The organism is Micromonospora sp. NBRC 107095 (assembly GCF_030269705.1).
Classification (GTDB): domain Bacteria; phylum Actinomycetota; class Actinomycetes; order Mycobacteriales; family Micromonosporaceae; genus Micromonospora; species Micromonospora parva.
In genome coordinates this window covers 266,308-282,270 of the sequence record NZ_BSTU01000006.1, presented here as the reverse complement: position 1 = coordinate 282,270, position 15,963 = coordinate 266,308, and the positions used below count along the sequence as shown (strand labels likewise).

The window sequence follows — 15,963 nt, the reverse complement described above, 5'->3', positions numbered from 1 at the left end:
TATTCCTGACACCGTCGCAGGCATGACGCAACCGCTAACCGGAAAGATCGCGCTCGTCGCCGGTGCCACCCGGGGTGCCGGGCGGCAGATCGCCGTTCAGCTCGGCGCGGCCGGTGCCACTGTCTACGCCACCGGTCGCAGCACCCGGGCCGGCCGCTCCGAGATGGACCGGCCGGAGACCATCGAGGAGACCGCCGAGCTGGTCAGCGCGGCCGGCGGCACCGGCATCGCCGTTCAGGTCGATCACCTGGTGCCCGAGCAGGTCCGCGACCTGGTCGCCCGGATCGACGCCGAGCACGGCCAACTCGACGTGCTGGTGAACGACATCTGGGGCGGTGACCCCCTGGTCACGTGGGACAAGCCGGTCTGGGAGCAGCCGCTCGACGCCGGCTTCCGCACCCTGCGACTGGCCGTCGACACGCACATCATCACCAGCCACTTCGCCCTCCCGCTGCTGATCCGCAAGCCCGGTGGGCTGGTGGTGGAGATGGGCGACGGCACCAAGGCGTACAACGACGAGAACTACCGGCTGTCGGTCTTCTACGACCTGGCCAAGGTCTCGGTCAACCGGCTCGCCTTCAGCCAGGCGCACGAGCTGAAACCGTACGGCTGCACTGCCGTCGCGCTCACCCCCGGCTGGATCCGCTCCGAGGCGATGTTGGAGCACTTCGGTGTGACCGAGGAGAACTGGCGCGACGGCGCCGCCACCGACCCGAACTTCCTCATCTCGGAGACACCTGCTTTCGTCGGCCGGGCGGTGGCCGCGCTCGCCGCCGACGAGGACAGGGCCCGCTGGAGCGGCAGGTCCGTCGACGCGGGCAGCCTGTCCAAGGTGTACGGGTTCACCGACCTCGACGGCAGCCAACCCGAGGGCTTCCGCTACATCACCGAGGTGGTCGACGCGGGCAAACCGGCGGACGTGACCGGCTACCGGTAGAGCGCGGCGAGCCGGTCGGCGCTCTGCGCGAACAACTGCCGCAGCTCGGGTGGGTCGAGGACCTCCACCTCGGGGCCGAGCCCCAGCAGTTGGTGGTACGCCACCGGGACCGACTCGACGGGCAACCGGGCCACCACCCACCCCTGCCCGTCGGGTTCGCTGGCGGCGGCGACCAGTTCGTCGTACACGAAGGGGGCATCGACCAGGTGCCGGAGCTGGCGCAGGCCGGCGGGGCTCAGCCGGACGGCGACCTCGGCCCGTAGCATGGTCCGCAGGAACGACCCGGCCTGCTCGCGCCAGTGCCCGGCCAGGTCGAAGCCCTCGTCGCGGTCGAAGTGCTCGTCGCCCACCTCGACCCCGGTGACCCGGTCCACCCGGTAGGTGCGCACGTTCTCACCGACCCGGCCGACGAGATACCAGACCCCGCTCTTGAGCACCAGGCCGTACGGCTGCACCCGGCGGGTCACCTCCCGGTCGCCGCGTCGGTAGCGCAGCTCCACCACCCGGTCCGTCCAGACCGCCCGCGCCAGCTCGGGCAACCACTGCGGTGCCGCGGTCTCCCGGAACCAGCCCGGCACGTCCAGGTGGAACCGCTGCCCGGCGCGGGCCGGCGCGTCGCGCAGCGCGGGTGGCAGCGCGGCGAGCACCTTCAGCTCGGCGGACGCCACAGCGTCGGCGAGTCCCATCTCGCCCGCCGGCCCGGGCAGCCCGGCGAGGAACAGCGCCTCCGCCTCGTCCCTGGTCAGCCCGGTCAACCGGGTGCGGTACCCACCGAGCAGGCGGTAACCGCCGGCCCGCCCCCGGTCGGCGTAGACCGGCACGCCAGCGGCGGAGAGCGCCAGCACGTCCCGGTAGACGGTCCGCTCGGAGACCTCCAACTCCCGGGCCAGCTCGCTCGCGGTCATCGACCCGCGCGCCTGGAGCAGCAACAACAACGAGATCAGTCGGGACGCGCGCACCCGCCCATCCTGCCCGGCCCCGTTCAGCGCCCGCCGGGGGTCAGCAACCCCCTGTCGTATGCGGTGGCCACCGCGGCGGCCCGGTCGTTGACCCCGAGCTTGGCGTACACGTGCAGCAGGTGGGTCTTGACGGTGGCCTCGCTGATGAACAGGCGGGTCGCCGCCTCCCGGTTGGAGGCGCCGCGCGCCACCATCGTGAGCACCTCCAGCTCACGCTGGCTCAGCGGCTCCTCGACCGGCGCGCGCAGCCGGCCCATCAGCCGGCCGGCGACGCTCGGCGCGAGCACCGAATCGCCCCGGGCGGCGGCCCGTACCGCGCGAACCAGGTCCTCACGGGGGGTGTCCTTGAGCAGGTAGCCGGTGGCACCGGCCTCGATCGCCGGCAGCACGTCGGCATCCGTGTCGTAGGTGGTGAGCACCAGCACCCGGGCGGTGCTGCCGGCGCGGGCCAGGCGACCGATGGCGGTCACCCCGTTCATCCCGGGCATCCGCAGGTCCATCAGCACCACGTCCGGTCGCAGCGTCGCGACCAGGGCCAACGCCTCCGAACCGTCCGCCGCCTCGCCGACCACCTCGAAATCGGGGTCGCCGGTGAACATCCCCCGCAGGCCGTCCCGCACCACCGGATGGTCGTCGACGATCAGCAGCCGTATCGGGGTGGTCAACCGGCACCTCCGGGTAGCGCCGGAACGGACGCCGAGATGGCGGTGCCGCCGCCCGGCTCGGACTCGACCGCCAACTCGCCGCCGACCCGGGTGACCCGCTGCCGCATGACGGTCAGCCCGTACCCGCCAGTCGGCTCCCGGGACGTCGGTTGGTCGGTGACCGCGAAGCCGGCCCCGTCGTCGCGCACATCCAGGGTCACCACGTCGGCCATGTACGACAGGGTCAGCCCGACCCGGGACGCCGCGGCGTGCCGGGCCACGTTGGCCAGCGCCTCCTGGGCGGCCCGCAGCAGGGTCACCTCGATCTCCGGGTGCAGTGGACGGGGCGTGCCGGTGGTGGCGACCTCGGCCCGTACCCCGTGCAGGGCCGACCAGCGGCCGCCCAGCTCGACCAGGGCGTCCGGCAGCCGGGCCGTCTCCAGCGACTCCGGGCGGACCGCCCGCACCGAGCGGCGGGCCTCGGTGAGGCTCTCCCGGGCCAGCGCGAGCCCGTTGTCGACGTGCCGGCGCCAGTCGGCGGACCGGTCGCGGGTCTGCTCGGCCGCCTCCAGTTGGGTGATGATGCCGGCCAACCCCTGGGCGAGGGTGTCGTGGATCTCCCGCGCCATCCGTTGGCGTTCGTCCAGCACGCCTGCCTCCCGTGCCTGGATGAGCAGTTGGGCGTGTAGCCCGGCGTTCTCCCGGACCGTCTCGGTGAGTTGGCGGTTGGCTTCGCCGAGTTCCACCACCAACCGCTTTCGTTTGGCGTCCTCCTGTTCGGCGATCATGGCGAACCAGCTCACCGAGCCGGCCACGACCAGGTTGAAGAGCACCAGCAGCAGCCAGAGCGGCCAGTGCGACATCGCTATCGTCAGGCCACCGCCCTGCGAGGTGGCGATGAGGGTGGCTGTGGCGATCACCCCGGCGATCCGCCAGCGCCTGGGCAGGACCGGAAAGGCGTGGATGTAACCGATCCAGGCGAAGAAGCCGTACCACGGGCTGGCCACCACCAGCGCTGCGGCGAAGGTGAGCAACCCGGCGTAGTAGACCGCCATCAGCCCGCGCCGGCTCTGCCAGCCGGGGTGCACCGTGACGAACCAGGCGACCCAGCATCCGGCCGCCAGGGCGATGGCGAGGGTGGGCAGCGCGCCGAGATGGTGGGGTGCCGGTGCGACGAGGGCCAGCAGGGTGCCCAACGCCAGACCGCCGTAGGGAACCACGCGATAGAGAGTCGCCTCGTTCCTGCGCCACCTGGTCAGACGGTCGTGCTCACCGCTGCTGGCCATCGAATCCCCGATCACTCCCAGCGGAACAATTTTGCCGCGCCGGCGCCGGCCGCCATGGCGACCACCGCCATTATCCCGAGGTGCGACAGGTGTGGCGACGCCCCGGTCCACGCGTCGAGCAGCGCCTGGACCCCGGGTGGCGTGTAGTCGCCGATCCGGACCAGAAAGTCCGGCAGGAGGAATCGGGGCACGTAGACGCCACCGAAGAACATGACCGCCATGAACAGCGGCACCGCCATCGCCTGTGCCGACTTGGCCGTCCGCGCCACCGCCGCCACGAGCAGGCCGAGCGCCAGCAGGGCCCCCGTGCCGAGCAGGAGGGCAAGTGCGAAGCCCAGCGGATGCCGGGGCAACGGCACGTCGAACGCCAACCGGCCCACCGCGATGAGCAGCACCGCGCTGACCAGGATGGTGGCGAGCGAGATGAGCAGTTGGGCGGTCAACAGCGCGGCGGGGCTGGCCGGGGTGGTGGCCAGCCGGCGCAGCACCCCGCGTTCCCGGTAGGTGGCCAGCACCGTGGGCAGGATGTTGACCGCCGACATGGCGAGCGTGATCACTAGCAGTGAGGGGGCGAAGTACTGGATGAAGGACAGGCCGTCGAACTGGGTCTCCGGCTGACGTGTCGCCGGGATCAGCCCGAACACCACCAGCAGCGCGAGCGGCAACACGATGGTGGTCAGCGGGGAGCCGAAGTCCCGCAGGAAGAGTCGTGTCTCGATCTTCAGGATCTGCCCGAAGGCGTGCATGTCGGTTCTCCCTCAGGCGACGGGCCGGTGCCCGGTCAGCTCGACGAACGCGTCGTCGAGGGTGGACTGTTCCAACCGCAGGTCGGCGGCGACGATCTGGTGGCGGGCGAGCACCGAGGTGACCGCGTGCAGCAACTCGCCGGTGCCGGTCACCACCACCTGGCTGCCGGCGCGCTGCACCGCGGAGACCTCGGGCAGGTCGGTGAGGAGCCGGTCGTCGATCGGAACGGAGGGCCGGAACCGGACCCGCTGCTCCGGCGCCACGGACGCGACCAGGCCCGCCGGGGTGTCCAGCGCGACCACCCGACCCCTGTCGATCACCGCAATCCGGTCACAGAGCCGTTCGGCCTCCTCCATGAAGTGGGTGACCAGCACGATCGTCACCCCGCTGCTGCGCACCTGCTCGATGAGGCTCCAGGTGTCCCGTCGAGCCTGCGGGTCCAACCCGGTCGTCAGCTCGTCGAGGATCGCGATCTCCGGGTTGCCGACCAGCGCCAGCGCGATGGAGAGTCGCTGCTTCTGACCACCGGAGAGCTTCTTGTACGCGGTGTTCCGCTTCGCGCCGAGACCCAGCTTCTCGATCAACTCGGCCGGGTCGGCAGGATCGCGATAGAACGAGGCGTACATTTCCAAGGCCTCGGCCACCCGGAGTTGGTCCGGCAGTTGGCTCTCCTGGAGTTGCACCCCGACCCGCTGGCGTAGCTGGGCCGCGTCCCTGCGGGGGTCGAGCCCGAGGACCGACACCCCGCCCCCGTCGGGGACGCGCAGCCCGGCGACACACTCCACGGTGGTGGTCTTGCCTGCGCCGTTCGGGCCGAGGACACCGAAGATCTCACCCGCCTCCACTGCGAACGACACCTCGTCCACCGCCACCAGATCGCCGTATCGCTTGTGCAGTCTGGTCACCTCGATGACCGGCATCTCGCCGCCCTTCTGCCGCTTTTCCCGTACCCCTCAAGGGTTGTCGGGGTGGCCCGGCGGCGAATCGACCGGTCGGTGATGATCACCGGAGGCCCCGGTTGATCACATCCATCCGTCAACCGGTTGATGCGCGACGCGGGCATCGTTGCTAGCACTGCGCCCGGCGGATTCGATGGCCGCTCGTTAGGCTGCTCGATCGTGGACGTCAGCAGAATCGCCAGCCCGGTGACCGGGGCCGCCGGACGCTTCCTCGCCGGGGCCGGCCTGCTCCTGCGCGGCCTGGGCCTCTACGTTCGTAGCCCCGGTCTGATGCTGCTCGGCGTCGTGCCGGCCCTGATCTCCGGCGCGCTCTTCGTGGCGGCGTTCGCCACCCTCGTGTACTTCGTGGACGACCTCGCCGCGCTCGTCACACCGTTCGCCGACGACTGGTCGAGCACCGCCCGCAGCCTGGTCCGGGTGATCGCCGGACTGGCCTTCCTCGGAGTGGGTGGCCTGCTGGCAGTGCTCACCTTCACCGCCGTCACCCTGGTCATCGGAGACCCGTTCTACGAGAAGATCTCCGAGCAGGTCGAGCAGCGGTACGGCGGCACGCCGGGCGCGGTGGACGTGCCGTTCTGGTCGTCGCTGCGCCGCAGCGTCGCCGACTCGGTACGCCTGGTGGCGCTCACCGCGCTGGTCGGCATCCCCCTCTTCCTTGCCGGTTTCATCCCGGTGGTCGGCCAGACGGTGGTTCCGGTGATCGGGGCGGCGGTGGGCGGCTGGTTCCTCGCCGTGGAACTTGTCGGAGCGCCGTTCTACCGACGGGGAATGCGGCTGCCACAGCGTCGGGCGATCCTGAAGGCCGACCGTCCCACCGCGCTCGGGTTCGGGGTGGCGGTGTTCCTCTGCTTCTTGATCCCGCTCGGTGCCGTGCTGGTCATGCCGGCGGCGGTGGCCGGCGCGGCGTTGCTGGCCCGCCGTTCGCTCGGCCAGCCGATCGACGGTCGGCTGTCCGCGCCGGCTACCGACCGGCCGGTCGGGGAGCGCTGACATGGAGATCGTCCTGGTCGAGGGCGACATCACCGCCGAGCGGGTGGACGCCGTCGTGAACGCCGCGAACTCGTCCCTGCTCGGCGGCGGCGGGGTCGACGGTGCCATCCACCGCCGTGGCGGCCCGGCGATCCTGGCCGAGTGCCGGGCGCTGCGGGCGTCCCGGTACGGTCGGGGCCTGCCCACGGGTCAGGCCGTGGCGACGACGGCCGGTGAGCTGCCGGCCCGCTGGGTCATCCACACCGTCGGGCCGGTCTGGTCGGCCGACGAGGACCGCTCGGCGCTGCTGCGGGACTGCTATGCCAACAGTCTGCGGGTGGCCGACGAGTTGGGCGCGGTGACGCTCGCCTTCCCGTTGATCTCCGCCGGCATCTACGGCTGGCCGGTCGACGACGCGGTCCGGCAGGCGCTGTCGGTGCTGCGCTCGGCCTCCCCGGCCACCGTCACCGAGGCTCGGCTGGTGCTCTTCGGCGCCGACACGCACGCGACGGCCCGCGAGGTCTTCGAGGCGGCGTAGGCGGCAGCGTGATCACGTGATCCCGACCAGTCTCCAGTCACCGTGGGGAGCTGGCCAGCATCACTGATCGAGGATTCGACACGCGACGGGCCTCGCGCGGCGCTTCCGGTCCCGTCGCCACCGCCGGTCGCGCCGGTTTCGCCGGTCGCGCTGGTTCCGCCGGTCCGCCGGTTCTCATGGTCGCCTCCCACTGGACGTCCCTAACGTCTACCGAACGTATATCTACGGGGTGTAGCCGTCCAGCTCCGCTCGGCAGTCTTCAGGTGAGCGGCACTGCTGCTGGAGGTGTAGCCCGGCGGCGGTGTCAGCCGGGGTCGCCCCGTGGGCGAGCACTCAGGGGCGGCCTCCTAGTCCACCGGGGAGACATGGCCGCAGCACCAGGATCGACGTTCCGGGCAGGCGACCTGCTACGCCTGTCGGCCACCGCGAGCGTGCAGTTCCTGCGCCCGATCACCGTGCGGGTCATCCGCGAGTTGGAGTGGAACACGTACGACGACTGGCGGCCTGGCCGGCGTCCACGGTCAGCTCGTCCAGGCTGTTTCGCAGGATGTCGTGTGGTGGGGGCGACACCTGCACACGTCCATCTTGCCAACAGCATGTTGGTAACATGTCGACATGATGTCGATAAACTCTGTGGGTGGGCTCTGATGTTCCTCGCTATTCGTGAGCTGAACTTCGCCCGGTTGCGGTTCGCTCTGATGGGCGCGGTGATCGCGCTGATCGCCGTGCTGATGGTGATGCTGTCCGGGCTGTCGGTCGGGCTGGTCCGCGATGGTGTGTCCGGGTTGCAGAACCTGCCGGTCACGTCCTTCGCCTTCGCGCAGGACGTGCAGCGCGACTCCGCGTTCTCCCGCAGCGTGGTGGACATGACGGCGGTGGACGAGTGGGCCGCCCAGCCGGGCGTCGCCGACGCGACGCCGTTCGGCAACACACTCGTGAACACGCGTACCGATCGGGGAACCGAGGTCGACCTGGCGTTGTTCGGCGTCCAGCCCGACTCGTTCCTGTCGCCCCCGGTCGGCCAGGGTGACCGGCTGGGCACCGAGGACGGCATCGTGGTGAGCCCCACGGCGCTGGACGCGGGCCTGCAGATGGGCGACATCGTCACCATCGACCGGCTCGGCACCCGCCTGCGGGTCGTCGGCGTCACCGAACAGCAGGACACCTTCGGGCACGTGGACGTGGCGTACGTGCCGCTGGCGGCGTGGCAGGCCATCAAGTCCGGCACCGCCCCGGGCACGGCGGTGCCGCAGCGCGCCGCAACGGAGATCACTGCGGTGGCGGTGCGCGCGGCCGACGGGAAGTCCGTCGATCTGACCGCGGGGGACACCGCGGCCGGCACCGAGAGCCTGACCCTGAAGGAGTCCTACGGCGCCTCGCCGGGATACACCGCCGAGACGACGACCCTGCAACTGATCCAGGGATTCCTCTACGCGATCTCCGCGCTGGTCGCCGGAGCGTTCTTCGCGGTGTGGGCGATCCAACGCAAGCCCGAGGTGGCCGTCCTGCGGGCCCTGGGCGCCTCGACCGGTTGGGTGCTGCGGGACGCGCTGACGCAGGCGTTCGTGCTGCTGGCGGCGGCTGTGGCCACCGGCGTCGGGCTCGGTCTCGCGCTCGGCGCCCTGATCACCGGCAGCGGCATCCCGTTCGCGTTGAGCATGCCGAGCATCTCCGCCGCCGGGGTCGGCCTCGTCGTCCTCGGCCTGGTGGGGGCCGGCGCGGCGGTCATCCGCATCACCTCTGTCGACCCTGCCACCGCTCTGGGAGGAAACCGATGAGCAGCCGTCCCGCTCCGACCGCTTCGACCGCACCCGCCGAAGACGCGTCCGACCGGCTCGGGCTGGTGATGCGTGCGGTGTCCCTGCGGCACGGCAACGCCGCCGAGACCGTACAGGCGCTCGACGACGTCGACCTGACGGTGCGACCCGGCGAACTCGCCGCGGTCGTGGGTCCGTCGGGTGCGGGCAAGTCCAGCCTGCTCGCCGTCGCCGGCGGCCTGGCCCGGCCCGACCAGGGCACCGTCACCGTTGCCGGTCAGGACATGACAGTGCCGAGTCGCCGGACCCGGACGGAGCTGCGCCGCCAGCACGTGGGGTTCGTGTTCCAGTCGGGCAACCTGCTGCCGGCGTTGACCGCCGCCGACCAGGTGCGGCTGCCCCTGCGGCTGGGGTCGAGGTCGCAGCGGTCCGGCCGTGACCCGCTGGAACTGCTCGCGGACGTCGGCATGGCGGACAAGGCCGACCGGCGCCCCCACCAGATGTCGGGCGGTGAGCGCCAGCGCGTCGGGATCGCCCGCGCACTGGTCACCGAGCCCAGCGTGCTGTTGGTCGACGAACCGACGGCGGCGCTGGACCGGGCACGCAGCCACGAGATCGTGCGACTGCTGGCCCATGAGGCCCGGCAGCGGTCGGTCGCGGTGGTCATGGTCACTCACGACCACGATGTGCTGCAGTACTGTGACACCGTTTACGAGATGGTCGACGGCAAGCTCGCGGCCAGCAGCTGACCACGACGGCAGGGTGCGGGCGCAGGACCAGGTAGGTCACGCCCGTCCGGGACAAGGGGGTGGCGTGCCGAAGATCCAGGCCGCGACCGTCGCCGAGCACCGGGCATCCCAACGTGCGGCGCTGCTCGACGCGGCCCGCACCCTGCTGTCGAAACACCCCGAGCAGATCCCCGGCCTGGCCGAGGTCGCCCAGCACGCCGGCCTGGCCCGCTCCAGCGTCTATTCGTACTTCAAGTCCCGCGCCGACATGTTCGACGCCCTCGTCGCCGACACGTTCCCCCGCTGGTCGGCCTATGTCGAGAAGCGCATGGAGGCGGCCGGCACGCCCGGCCAGAAGATCCAGGCGTACGTGGACTCCAACCTGCAACTGGTTGCCCGAGGCGACCACGCGTTGGCCCGCGCGCTCGCGTCAGCCGGCAGCAGCGAGGCACTCGCCAGCTCCAGCCGGCTCATGCACGACCGCCTGGAAGCCCCGCTGCGCGCCGCGCTCACCGACCACGGCTCCTCGGACCCGGTCCGGGTGGCCGAACTGGTGCAGTCGATCGTCTACGCGCTGAGTCGAATGATCGAGGGAGGGCTCGCGCTGAACAAGGCGACCAGCCTCGCCCGCGAACTCCTCAGCCCGTACCTCGACCGCGACAGCCGCTGAGGCTCCGGCCCACCGGTCAGGTCAGCTCCGCCAGACAGGTCCACTGGGACGCCACCGGGCGGTAGCCGAGCCGGGCGTTGATCGCCAGCATCGGTGCGTTCGCCTCGTCGTTCGAGGTGTACGCGACGCGCACGCCGTTGGCGGCGGCCCGGTGCAGCGCCGCCGTCTTGGCCAGTCGGGCCAGCCCGCGCCCCCGGTACGCCGGGATGCTGCCGGTGTAGTCCGACCACATCCGGTCCCCGTCTTGCTTCACCAGACTGAACGCGACGACCTCGCCGTCGACCTCGGCGGCGACGCTGGCCGTCTTGTCCAGGCCGAGGTTGTCCCAGACGTCGTACTGCCAGCTCTGGTAGCTCTTGCTGTCGACCGGCACGTCGCCCGGCTCGTCGACGGCCGAGGCCACGTCCGCCGCGTACAGCAGGTGCGGGTCCAGGTCGGCGATCGGGTGCAGCCGTACGCCCGGCGGTGGCTCGGGCAGCGCGGGCGCCTGGTCCAGATCGAGCGCCGAGTAGCGCACCTCGCGGCTGGGCTCGTAGCCGTGCCGGCGGGCGAACGGCAGCGCCTCCGGTTGTGCGGTGGCACGCACCCGGCGGACTCCCAACGGGCGGAGGTAGTTTGTCGCGGCTGTCAGCAGCCCGCTGCCGATGCCGCGTCGCCGATGTTCCGGGTGTACGTGCAGCAGGTTGATGCCGCCGACGTTCGCTATCGACGTCGTGCCGATGCGTTCGGCGGACACCCAGCCGACCACCTGGTTGTCGACCTCGGCCACGAAGGCGGTCCAGTCCTCCTCGGGCGGCGGTTCGGCGATCATCGTGCGGGTCGACTCGACCCCGCGCACCAGGTACGGGTAGACCGTCGCCCGCAGTGCCACCACGCCCGGCGCGTCGTCGGGCCGTGCCGCCCGGATCCGCATGTCAGGCCCCCGTCCGGACGGCGGCGACGGCCTCGACCTCGACGAGCTGGTCGGTGTAGCCGAGCACCGCCACCCCGAGCAGGGTGCTGGGCGGATCGTGGTCGCCGAAGAAGTCCCGCACCACCTCCCACACGGTGACCAGGTCCTTCTGCTGCGACGACGCCACGTAGACGGTGGTCTTCACGACGTCGGTCAGCCGCGCGCCGGCCGCGTCGAGAGCGGTCGTCAGGTTCGTCATCACCTGCCGGGCCTGCGCCGCGTGATCGCCCGGCGCGACAGTGCGTCCCTCGGCGTCCAACGGGCACGCCCCAGCGGTGAACACCAGTCGGGCGGGTGCGTCGACGGTGGCCGCGTAGGCGTACTCGGCGACGTCGGAGAGGGCGGGGACGCGCAACAGCGCGACAGGTTCCGGCATGCCGCGAGGCTAACGACGATCGCGCACGGCGGCGACGCATTAACGCGCCAGGCAGCAACTTCAGTGTTGTTGCTGCCTCCCGACGCCGGGAAGCAGCAACAACACCGAAGTTGCGCGGATCTTGAAGCGGGGCGGGAGACGGGCGAAGCAGGTCACGCCGACGCGCGGCGGATGAACTCGGTGGGGAGCATGACCGCCGGCTCGATGGTCTCCCCGGCGGCCAGCCGGAGCAGTTGGCGGGTCATCCGACGGCCGAGTTCCACGATCGGCTGCCGGACGGTGGTCAGTGGCGGCTCGGTGTACGCGGCGGTCTCGATGTCGTCGAAGCCGACCACCGCCACGTCCTCGGGCACCCGCCGACCGGCCTCGCGCAGCGTCCGCAGCGCGGCGTGCGCCATCAGGTCGGAGGCGGCGAAGACGCCGTCCAGGTCGGGATGCTCGGTGAGCAGGCGCCGCATCGCCGCCGACCCGGACTCCCGGGTGAAGTCACCGATGGCGACCAACTCGGGCAGCCCCGCGTCGGCGACAGTGCTGCGGTAGCCGCTGAGACGTTCGATCCCGGCGACCATGTCCTGTGGGCCGGCGATGGTCGCGATCCGTCGGCGACCGCTGTCGATCATGTATCGGACGGCTGCCGTCACCCCGGCCACGTGGTCGACGTCGACGTACGGGACGGGCACGTCGCCGAGGGGCCGACCACTGACCACCACCGGGATGCCGAGCCGGGCCAGTGTGCCGGGCAACGGGTCGGCACCGTGCAGCGACGCGAAGAGCACACCGTCGACATGCCGGCCGGTCGTGTACCGCTCGACCCGTTGGTGCCCGGCCGGCGAGCCGGCGAGCATCAGCACCAGTTGCTTGTCGGCCGCCTCCAGCTCCTGACTGACACCCCTGATGATGCCGGGGAAGACCTGGTCGTCGGAGAAGACCCGGGTGGCGGCCTCCGGCATGACCAGGGCGACCGAGTCGGTGCGTTGGGTGACCAGGCTGCGGGCGGCCAGGTTGGGGACGTACCCCAACTCGGCGACCGCCCGGGTGACCGCCTCGCGGATCGGCTCGGCGACGGTGGTGGAGCCGTTGACCACCCGCGAGACGGTGGCGCGGGACACCCCGGCCCGCGCCGCCACCGCCTCGAGCGTCGGCCGCTGCGCCGTCGTCATCGCGCCTTCCCCCCGCTCGTCACAGCCCGTTCCGGGAGATCACCTCCTGGTACCACCGGGCGCTGGCCTTCGGTGTGCGCCGCTGGGTCAGGTAGTCGACGTGCACGATCCCGAACCGCTTGCGGTAACCCTCCGCCCATTCGAAGTTGTCCAGGAATGACCATACGAGATAACCACGCAGGTCCACGCCCCGGGAGATCGCCTCGTGCGCCGCGCGCAGGTGCCCGTCGAGGTAGGCGATCCGATCGGCGTCGATCACCTGGGCCGGGCCGTCGGGCGAGTCGGTGCCGGGCTTGTCGGGGAACGCCGCACCGTTCTCGGTGATCAGCAGCGGCACCCCGGGGTAGTCGGCGGCGATCCGCTCCAGCAGCCGGGTGAGACCCGCCGGCTCGATCATCCAACCCATGTCGGTGAGCGGGCCGGCCGGCGGCAGGAAGTGCACCGCGCCCTCGGTGCCAGGGTACGCGTCGTTGCCGGCCCCGTCGGGCCGCCCGGCCACGTAACCCGGGGCGTAGTAGTTGATGCCGAGCAGGTCGATCGGGGCGGCGATCAGCTTCTCGTCGCCGTCGCGGATGAACGTCGGCTCGACGATCCGGGCCACGTGCTCGCGGACGTCGTCCGGGTAACCGCCGGCCAGCAGCGGGTCCAGGAAGATCCGGTTGTGCAGGCCGTCCACCAGGCGGACCGCGGCGGCGTCGGCAGCGCTCTGCGGGTCGGCCGGGCGCACGTCGGCCGGGTTGACGGTGATGCCCACGCTGCGCGCGCCGGCCGCCCGCAACGCCCGCGCCGCCAGGCCGTGCCCGAGCAGAAGATGGTGTACGGCGGTGAAGGCCGCCGCCGGGTTCCGCTCACCCGGAGCGTGCACGCCGTTGCCGTAACCGAGGTAGGCCGAGCACCACGGCTCGTTGAGCGTGGTCCACACGTCGATCCGGTCGCCGAGGCGGGCGTACACCGCCGTGGCGTAGGTGGCGAAGTGCTCGGCGGTGTCCCGGTTGGTCCAGCCACCCCGGTCTTCGAGGGCCTGCGGCAGGTCCCAGTGGTAGAGGGTGACGATCGGGTCGATCCCCCGGTCGAGCAGCGTGTCGGTGAGCCGGTCGTAGAAGTCCAGCCCACGGGGGTTGGCCGGGCCGGTGCCGTCGGGCTGGATCCGGGGCCAGGCGACCGAGAACCGGTACGCCCGCAGGCCCAGCTCGGCCATCAGCGCCACATCGTCGGCGTACCGGTGGTAGTGGTCGCAGGCGACGTCGCCGGTGTGGCCCTGGTAAACCTTGCCCGGCGTACGGCTGAAGGTGTCCCAGATGGACGGACCGCGGCCGTCGTCGCGGGCCGCACCCTCGATCTGGTACGCGGCGGTGGCCGCCCCCCAGAGGAAGTGCTCGGGAAACCGGATCTCGTTGTCGTGCTTGTCGGATTGCTCGCTGTGCTCGCTCACGCCTTGACCGCACCTTCCATGATCCCGCCGATGATCTGCCGGCCGAACAACACGAAGACCAGCAGGAGGGGCAGCGTCGCGATGGCAGTTCCGGTGAACACCTGCGACATGTCCTGGTAGTACCCGTCCGACAGGGCTCGTAGGGACAGTTGCACTGTCGGATTCGCCGGATCGTTCAGCACAGCGTACGGCCACAGGAAGTCGTTCCAGGTGGTCATGAACGTGAGCAGGCCGAGCACGGCGGCGGCCGGACGCAGCGCGGGAACCACCACATGCCACCAGATCCGGGCGGTGCCGCAGCCGTCCATCCGGGCGGCCTCGATCAGTTCGTCGCTGATGGCCTGGCCCGCGTACTGCCGCATCATGAACACCCCGAACCCGGTGACCAGCACCGGCACGATGACCGCCGGCAGCCGGTCGTTCCAGTGCAGCTTGCTCATCAACAGGTAGAGCGGGATCAGGCCGAGCTGGGTCGGCACCATCATGGTTGCGATGATCACCAGCAGCAGGGCGTTACGGCCCCGGAACCGCAGCTTGGCGAAGGCGAACCCGGCCAGACTGGAGAAGAACACCACGGAGACGGTCACCGTGCTGGCGACGATCACCGAGTTGATCAGGCCGGTCGCGAAGTACGCGTCGGTGTTGTCGAACAGTCGGGCGATGTTCGCGCCCAGGTTGCCGCCGGGGGTGATCGGCGGTGGCAGCTGACCCATCGCGTCGTTGGAACGGCTGGCGACGACGAGCATCCACCAGATCGGAAAGATCGACAGGCCGGCCGCGACGACCAGGGCCAGGTAGGTGAGCGGGCTGGCCCGCCAGAGCCGGCTCATCGCGCCGCTCCCTTTCGTCCGTCGGGCCCCGACCGGCCGCCGAGCCGGCGCAGGATCAGCACGTTGACCAGCGCCACGATCGCGATGAGCGCGAAGAGCAGCCAGGCCACTGCCGAGCCGTACCCGAAGTTGTAGTGCGGGGCGAAGGCGTTCTCGAACATGTACATGGTCAGGGTCTGCGACTCCCGCAGCGGTCCGCCGCGGATCGGGTTGGTGCCGGAGTGAAACATCCGGGGCTCGGTGAAGAGCTGGAGACCGCCGATGGTGGCGATGATGGTGCAGAAGATGATCGTGGGCTTGAGCAGTGGCACGGTGACCGACCAGAACTGTCGGACCCGGCTGGCGCCGTCGATCGCCGCGGCCTCGTACAGGTCGCGGGGGATGGCCTGCATCGCGGCCAGCAGAATCAGCGCGTTGTAGCCGGTCCACCGCCAGTCGACCATGGCGGAGATGGCCACCCAGGAGGCGAACCGGTTGGACTTCCACTCGATCGCGTCCAGCCCCACCAGGTCGAGCAGCCAGTTGACCATCCCGAACTCGCGGCCGAACAGGACCCCGAACACGATCGCCACCGCGGCCGTGGAGGTCACGTTGGGGACGAGCACCGCCATCCGCCAGCCGGTGCGGGCCCGCAGGCCGCGGTTGAGCAGGTTGGCCAGCCAGAGCGCGGCGAGCAACTGCGGGACGGTCGAGATGACGAAGATTCCGAGCGTGTTGACCAGCGCGTGCCAGAAGTCCGGGTCGGCCAGCAGCCGGGTGTAGTTCTCCGCCCCGATGAAGGGGTGGTCGGCACCGAGCAGGTCCCAGTCGTGCAGCGAGACCCAGAAGGTGTACGCCAGCGGGTAGGCCCCGAAGATCGCGAAGATCAGGAAGAACGGGGCGATGTAGAGGTACGGCGAGAACCGGGTGTCGAGTCGGCTGAGCCGACCCGAGGAGCGGCGGGGGGTGCCGGCCGCCGGTGCGACCGGTGGGCGGGCGTCGAGCTGGACTGTCATGCCCGGAAACTCCTTTCCGCCGTG

Annotated in this window: 17 protein-coding genes; 6 read left to right on the top strand and 11 right to left on the bottom strand. The window is 71.0% G+C overall.

Annotated elements, in window-relative coordinates; translation table 11 throughout:
* The first annotated feature begins 22 nt into the window (after positions 1 to 22).
* Positions 23 to 937 carry an SDR family oxidoreductase gene (locus QSK15_RS27025; RefSeq protein ID WP_285796899.1) on the top strand — a complete coding sequence of 305 codons (915 nt, stop codon included), beginning with the start codon at positions 23 to 25 and terminating at the stop codon, positions 935 to 937.
* Here QSK15_RS27025 and QSK15_RS27020 read toward each other — a convergent pair.
* The 5 genes from QSK15_RS27020 to QSK15_RS27000 all read right to left on the bottom strand — a co-directional run bounded on the left by QSK15_RS27020 (position 928) and on the right by QSK15_RS27000 (position 5,493).
* A complete protein-coding gene (locus QSK15_RS27020) occupies positions 928 to 1,896 on the bottom strand; it encodes a helix-turn-helix transcriptional regulator (RefSeq protein ID WP_285796898.1) in 969 nt (322 codons plus the stop codon). The genes QSK15_RS27025 and QSK15_RS27020 overlap by 10 nt on opposite strands.
* Positions 1,897 to 1,919: 23 nt before the next feature.
* The gene (locus QSK15_RS27015) at positions 1,920 to 2,561 is read right to left on the bottom strand and encodes a response regulator (RefSeq protein ID WP_285796897.1); all 642 of its coding nucleotides are present in this window, start codon (positions 2,559 to 2,561) and stop codon (positions 1,920 to 1,922) included.
* Positions 2,558 to 3,760 (bottom strand): sensor histidine kinase, encoded by a 1,203-nt coding sequence (locus tag QSK15_RS27010; protein WP_285796896.1) that lies wholly within the window; start codon positions 3,758 to 3,760, stop codon positions 2,558 to 2,560. The genes QSK15_RS27015 and QSK15_RS27010 overlap by 4 nt, the downstream gene beginning before the upstream one ends.
* Positions 3,761 to 3,837: 77 nt before the next feature.
* On the bottom strand, positions 3,838 to 4,572 hold the full coding sequence (locus tag QSK15_RS27005) for an ABC transporter permease (RefSeq protein WP_285796895.1): 735 nt from the start codon (positions 4,570 to 4,572) through the stop codon (positions 3,838 to 3,840).
* Between the two features lie 12 nt (positions 4,573 to 4,584).
* Positions 4,585 to 5,493, bottom strand: a complete 909-nt coding sequence (locus QSK15_RS27000) for an ABC transporter ATP-binding protein (protein WP_285796894.1) — start codon at positions 5,491 to 5,493, stop codon at positions 4,585 to 4,587.
* Positions 5,494 to 5,691: 198 nt separating this feature from the next.
* On the opposite strand from QSK15_RS27000, the gene QSK15_RS26995 reads away from it, so the two are divergent.
* From QSK15_RS26995 to QSK15_RS26975, 5 genes are all read left to right on the top strand, one after another.
* Positions 5,692 to 6,522, top strand: a complete 831-nt coding sequence (locus QSK15_RS26995; protein ID WP_285796893.1) for an EI24 domain-containing protein — start codon at positions 5,692 to 5,694, stop codon at positions 6,520 to 6,522.
* Position 6,523: 1 nt separating this feature from the next.
* Entirely contained in the window at positions 6,524 to 7,039 is a 516-nt protein-coding gene (locus tag QSK15_RS26990; RefSeq protein WP_285796892.1) for an O-acetyl-ADP-ribose deacetylase, read from the top strand.
* 647 nt (positions 7,040 to 7,686) lie between these two features.
* A complete protein-coding gene (locus QSK15_RS26985; protein WP_285797149.1) occupies positions 7,687 to 8,817 on the top strand; it encodes an ABC transporter permease in 1,131 nt (376 codons plus the stop codon).
* On the top strand, positions 8,814 to 9,545 hold the full coding sequence (locus tag QSK15_RS26980) for an ABC transporter ATP-binding protein (protein ID WP_285796891.1): 732 nt from the start codon (positions 8,814 to 8,816) through the stop codon (positions 9,543 to 9,545). The genes QSK15_RS26985 and QSK15_RS26980 overlap by 4 nt, the downstream gene beginning before the upstream one ends.
* 64 nt (positions 9,546 to 9,609) lie before the next feature.
* Entirely contained in the window at positions 9,610 to 10,194 is a 585-nt protein-coding gene (locus QSK15_RS26975) for a TetR/AcrR family transcriptional regulator (RefSeq protein ID WP_285796890.1), read from the top strand.
* 16 nt (positions 10,195 to 10,210) lie between these two features.
* Here the strand turns inward: QSK15_RS26975 and QSK15_RS26970 are convergent, their stop codons facing one another.
* From QSK15_RS26970 to QSK15_RS26945, 6 genes are all read right to left on the bottom strand, one after another.
* Entirely contained in the window at positions 10,211 to 11,107 is an 897-nt protein-coding gene (locus QSK15_RS26970; protein WP_285796889.1) for a GNAT family N-acetyltransferase, read from the bottom strand.
* A 1-nt stretch (position 11,108) separates the two neighbouring features.
* Positions 11,109 to 11,522, bottom strand: coding sequence for a RidA family protein (locus QSK15_RS26965; protein ID WP_285796888.1), 414 nt, complete (start codon positions 11,520 to 11,522; stop codon positions 11,109 to 11,111).
* A 152-nt stretch (positions 11,523 to 11,674) separates the two neighbouring features.
* The gene (locus tag QSK15_RS26960; protein WP_285796887.1) at positions 11,675 to 12,682 is read right to left on the bottom strand and encodes a LacI family DNA-binding transcriptional regulator; all 1,008 of its coding nucleotides are present in this window, start codon (positions 12,680 to 12,682) and stop codon (positions 11,675 to 11,677) included.
* Between the two features lie 19 nt (positions 12,683 to 12,701).
* Positions 12,702 to 14,114 (bottom strand): GH1 family beta-glucosidase, encoded by a 1,413-nt coding sequence (locus QSK15_RS26955; protein ID WP_285796886.1) that lies wholly within the window; start codon positions 14,112 to 14,114, stop codon positions 12,702 to 12,704.
* On the bottom strand, positions 14,111 to 14,944 hold the full coding sequence (locus QSK15_RS26950) for a carbohydrate ABC transporter permease (protein ID WP_285796885.1): 834 nt from the start codon (positions 14,942 to 14,944) through the stop codon (positions 14,111 to 14,113). The genes QSK15_RS26955 and QSK15_RS26950 overlap by 4 nt, the downstream gene beginning before the upstream one ends.
* A complete protein-coding gene (locus QSK15_RS26945; RefSeq protein WP_285796884.1) occupies positions 14,941 to 15,939 on the bottom strand; it encodes a carbohydrate ABC transporter permease in 999 nt (332 codons plus the stop codon). The genes QSK15_RS26950 and QSK15_RS26945 overlap by 4 nt, the downstream gene beginning before the upstream one ends.
* Between the last annotated feature and the right edge of the window lie 24 nt (positions 15,940 to 15,963).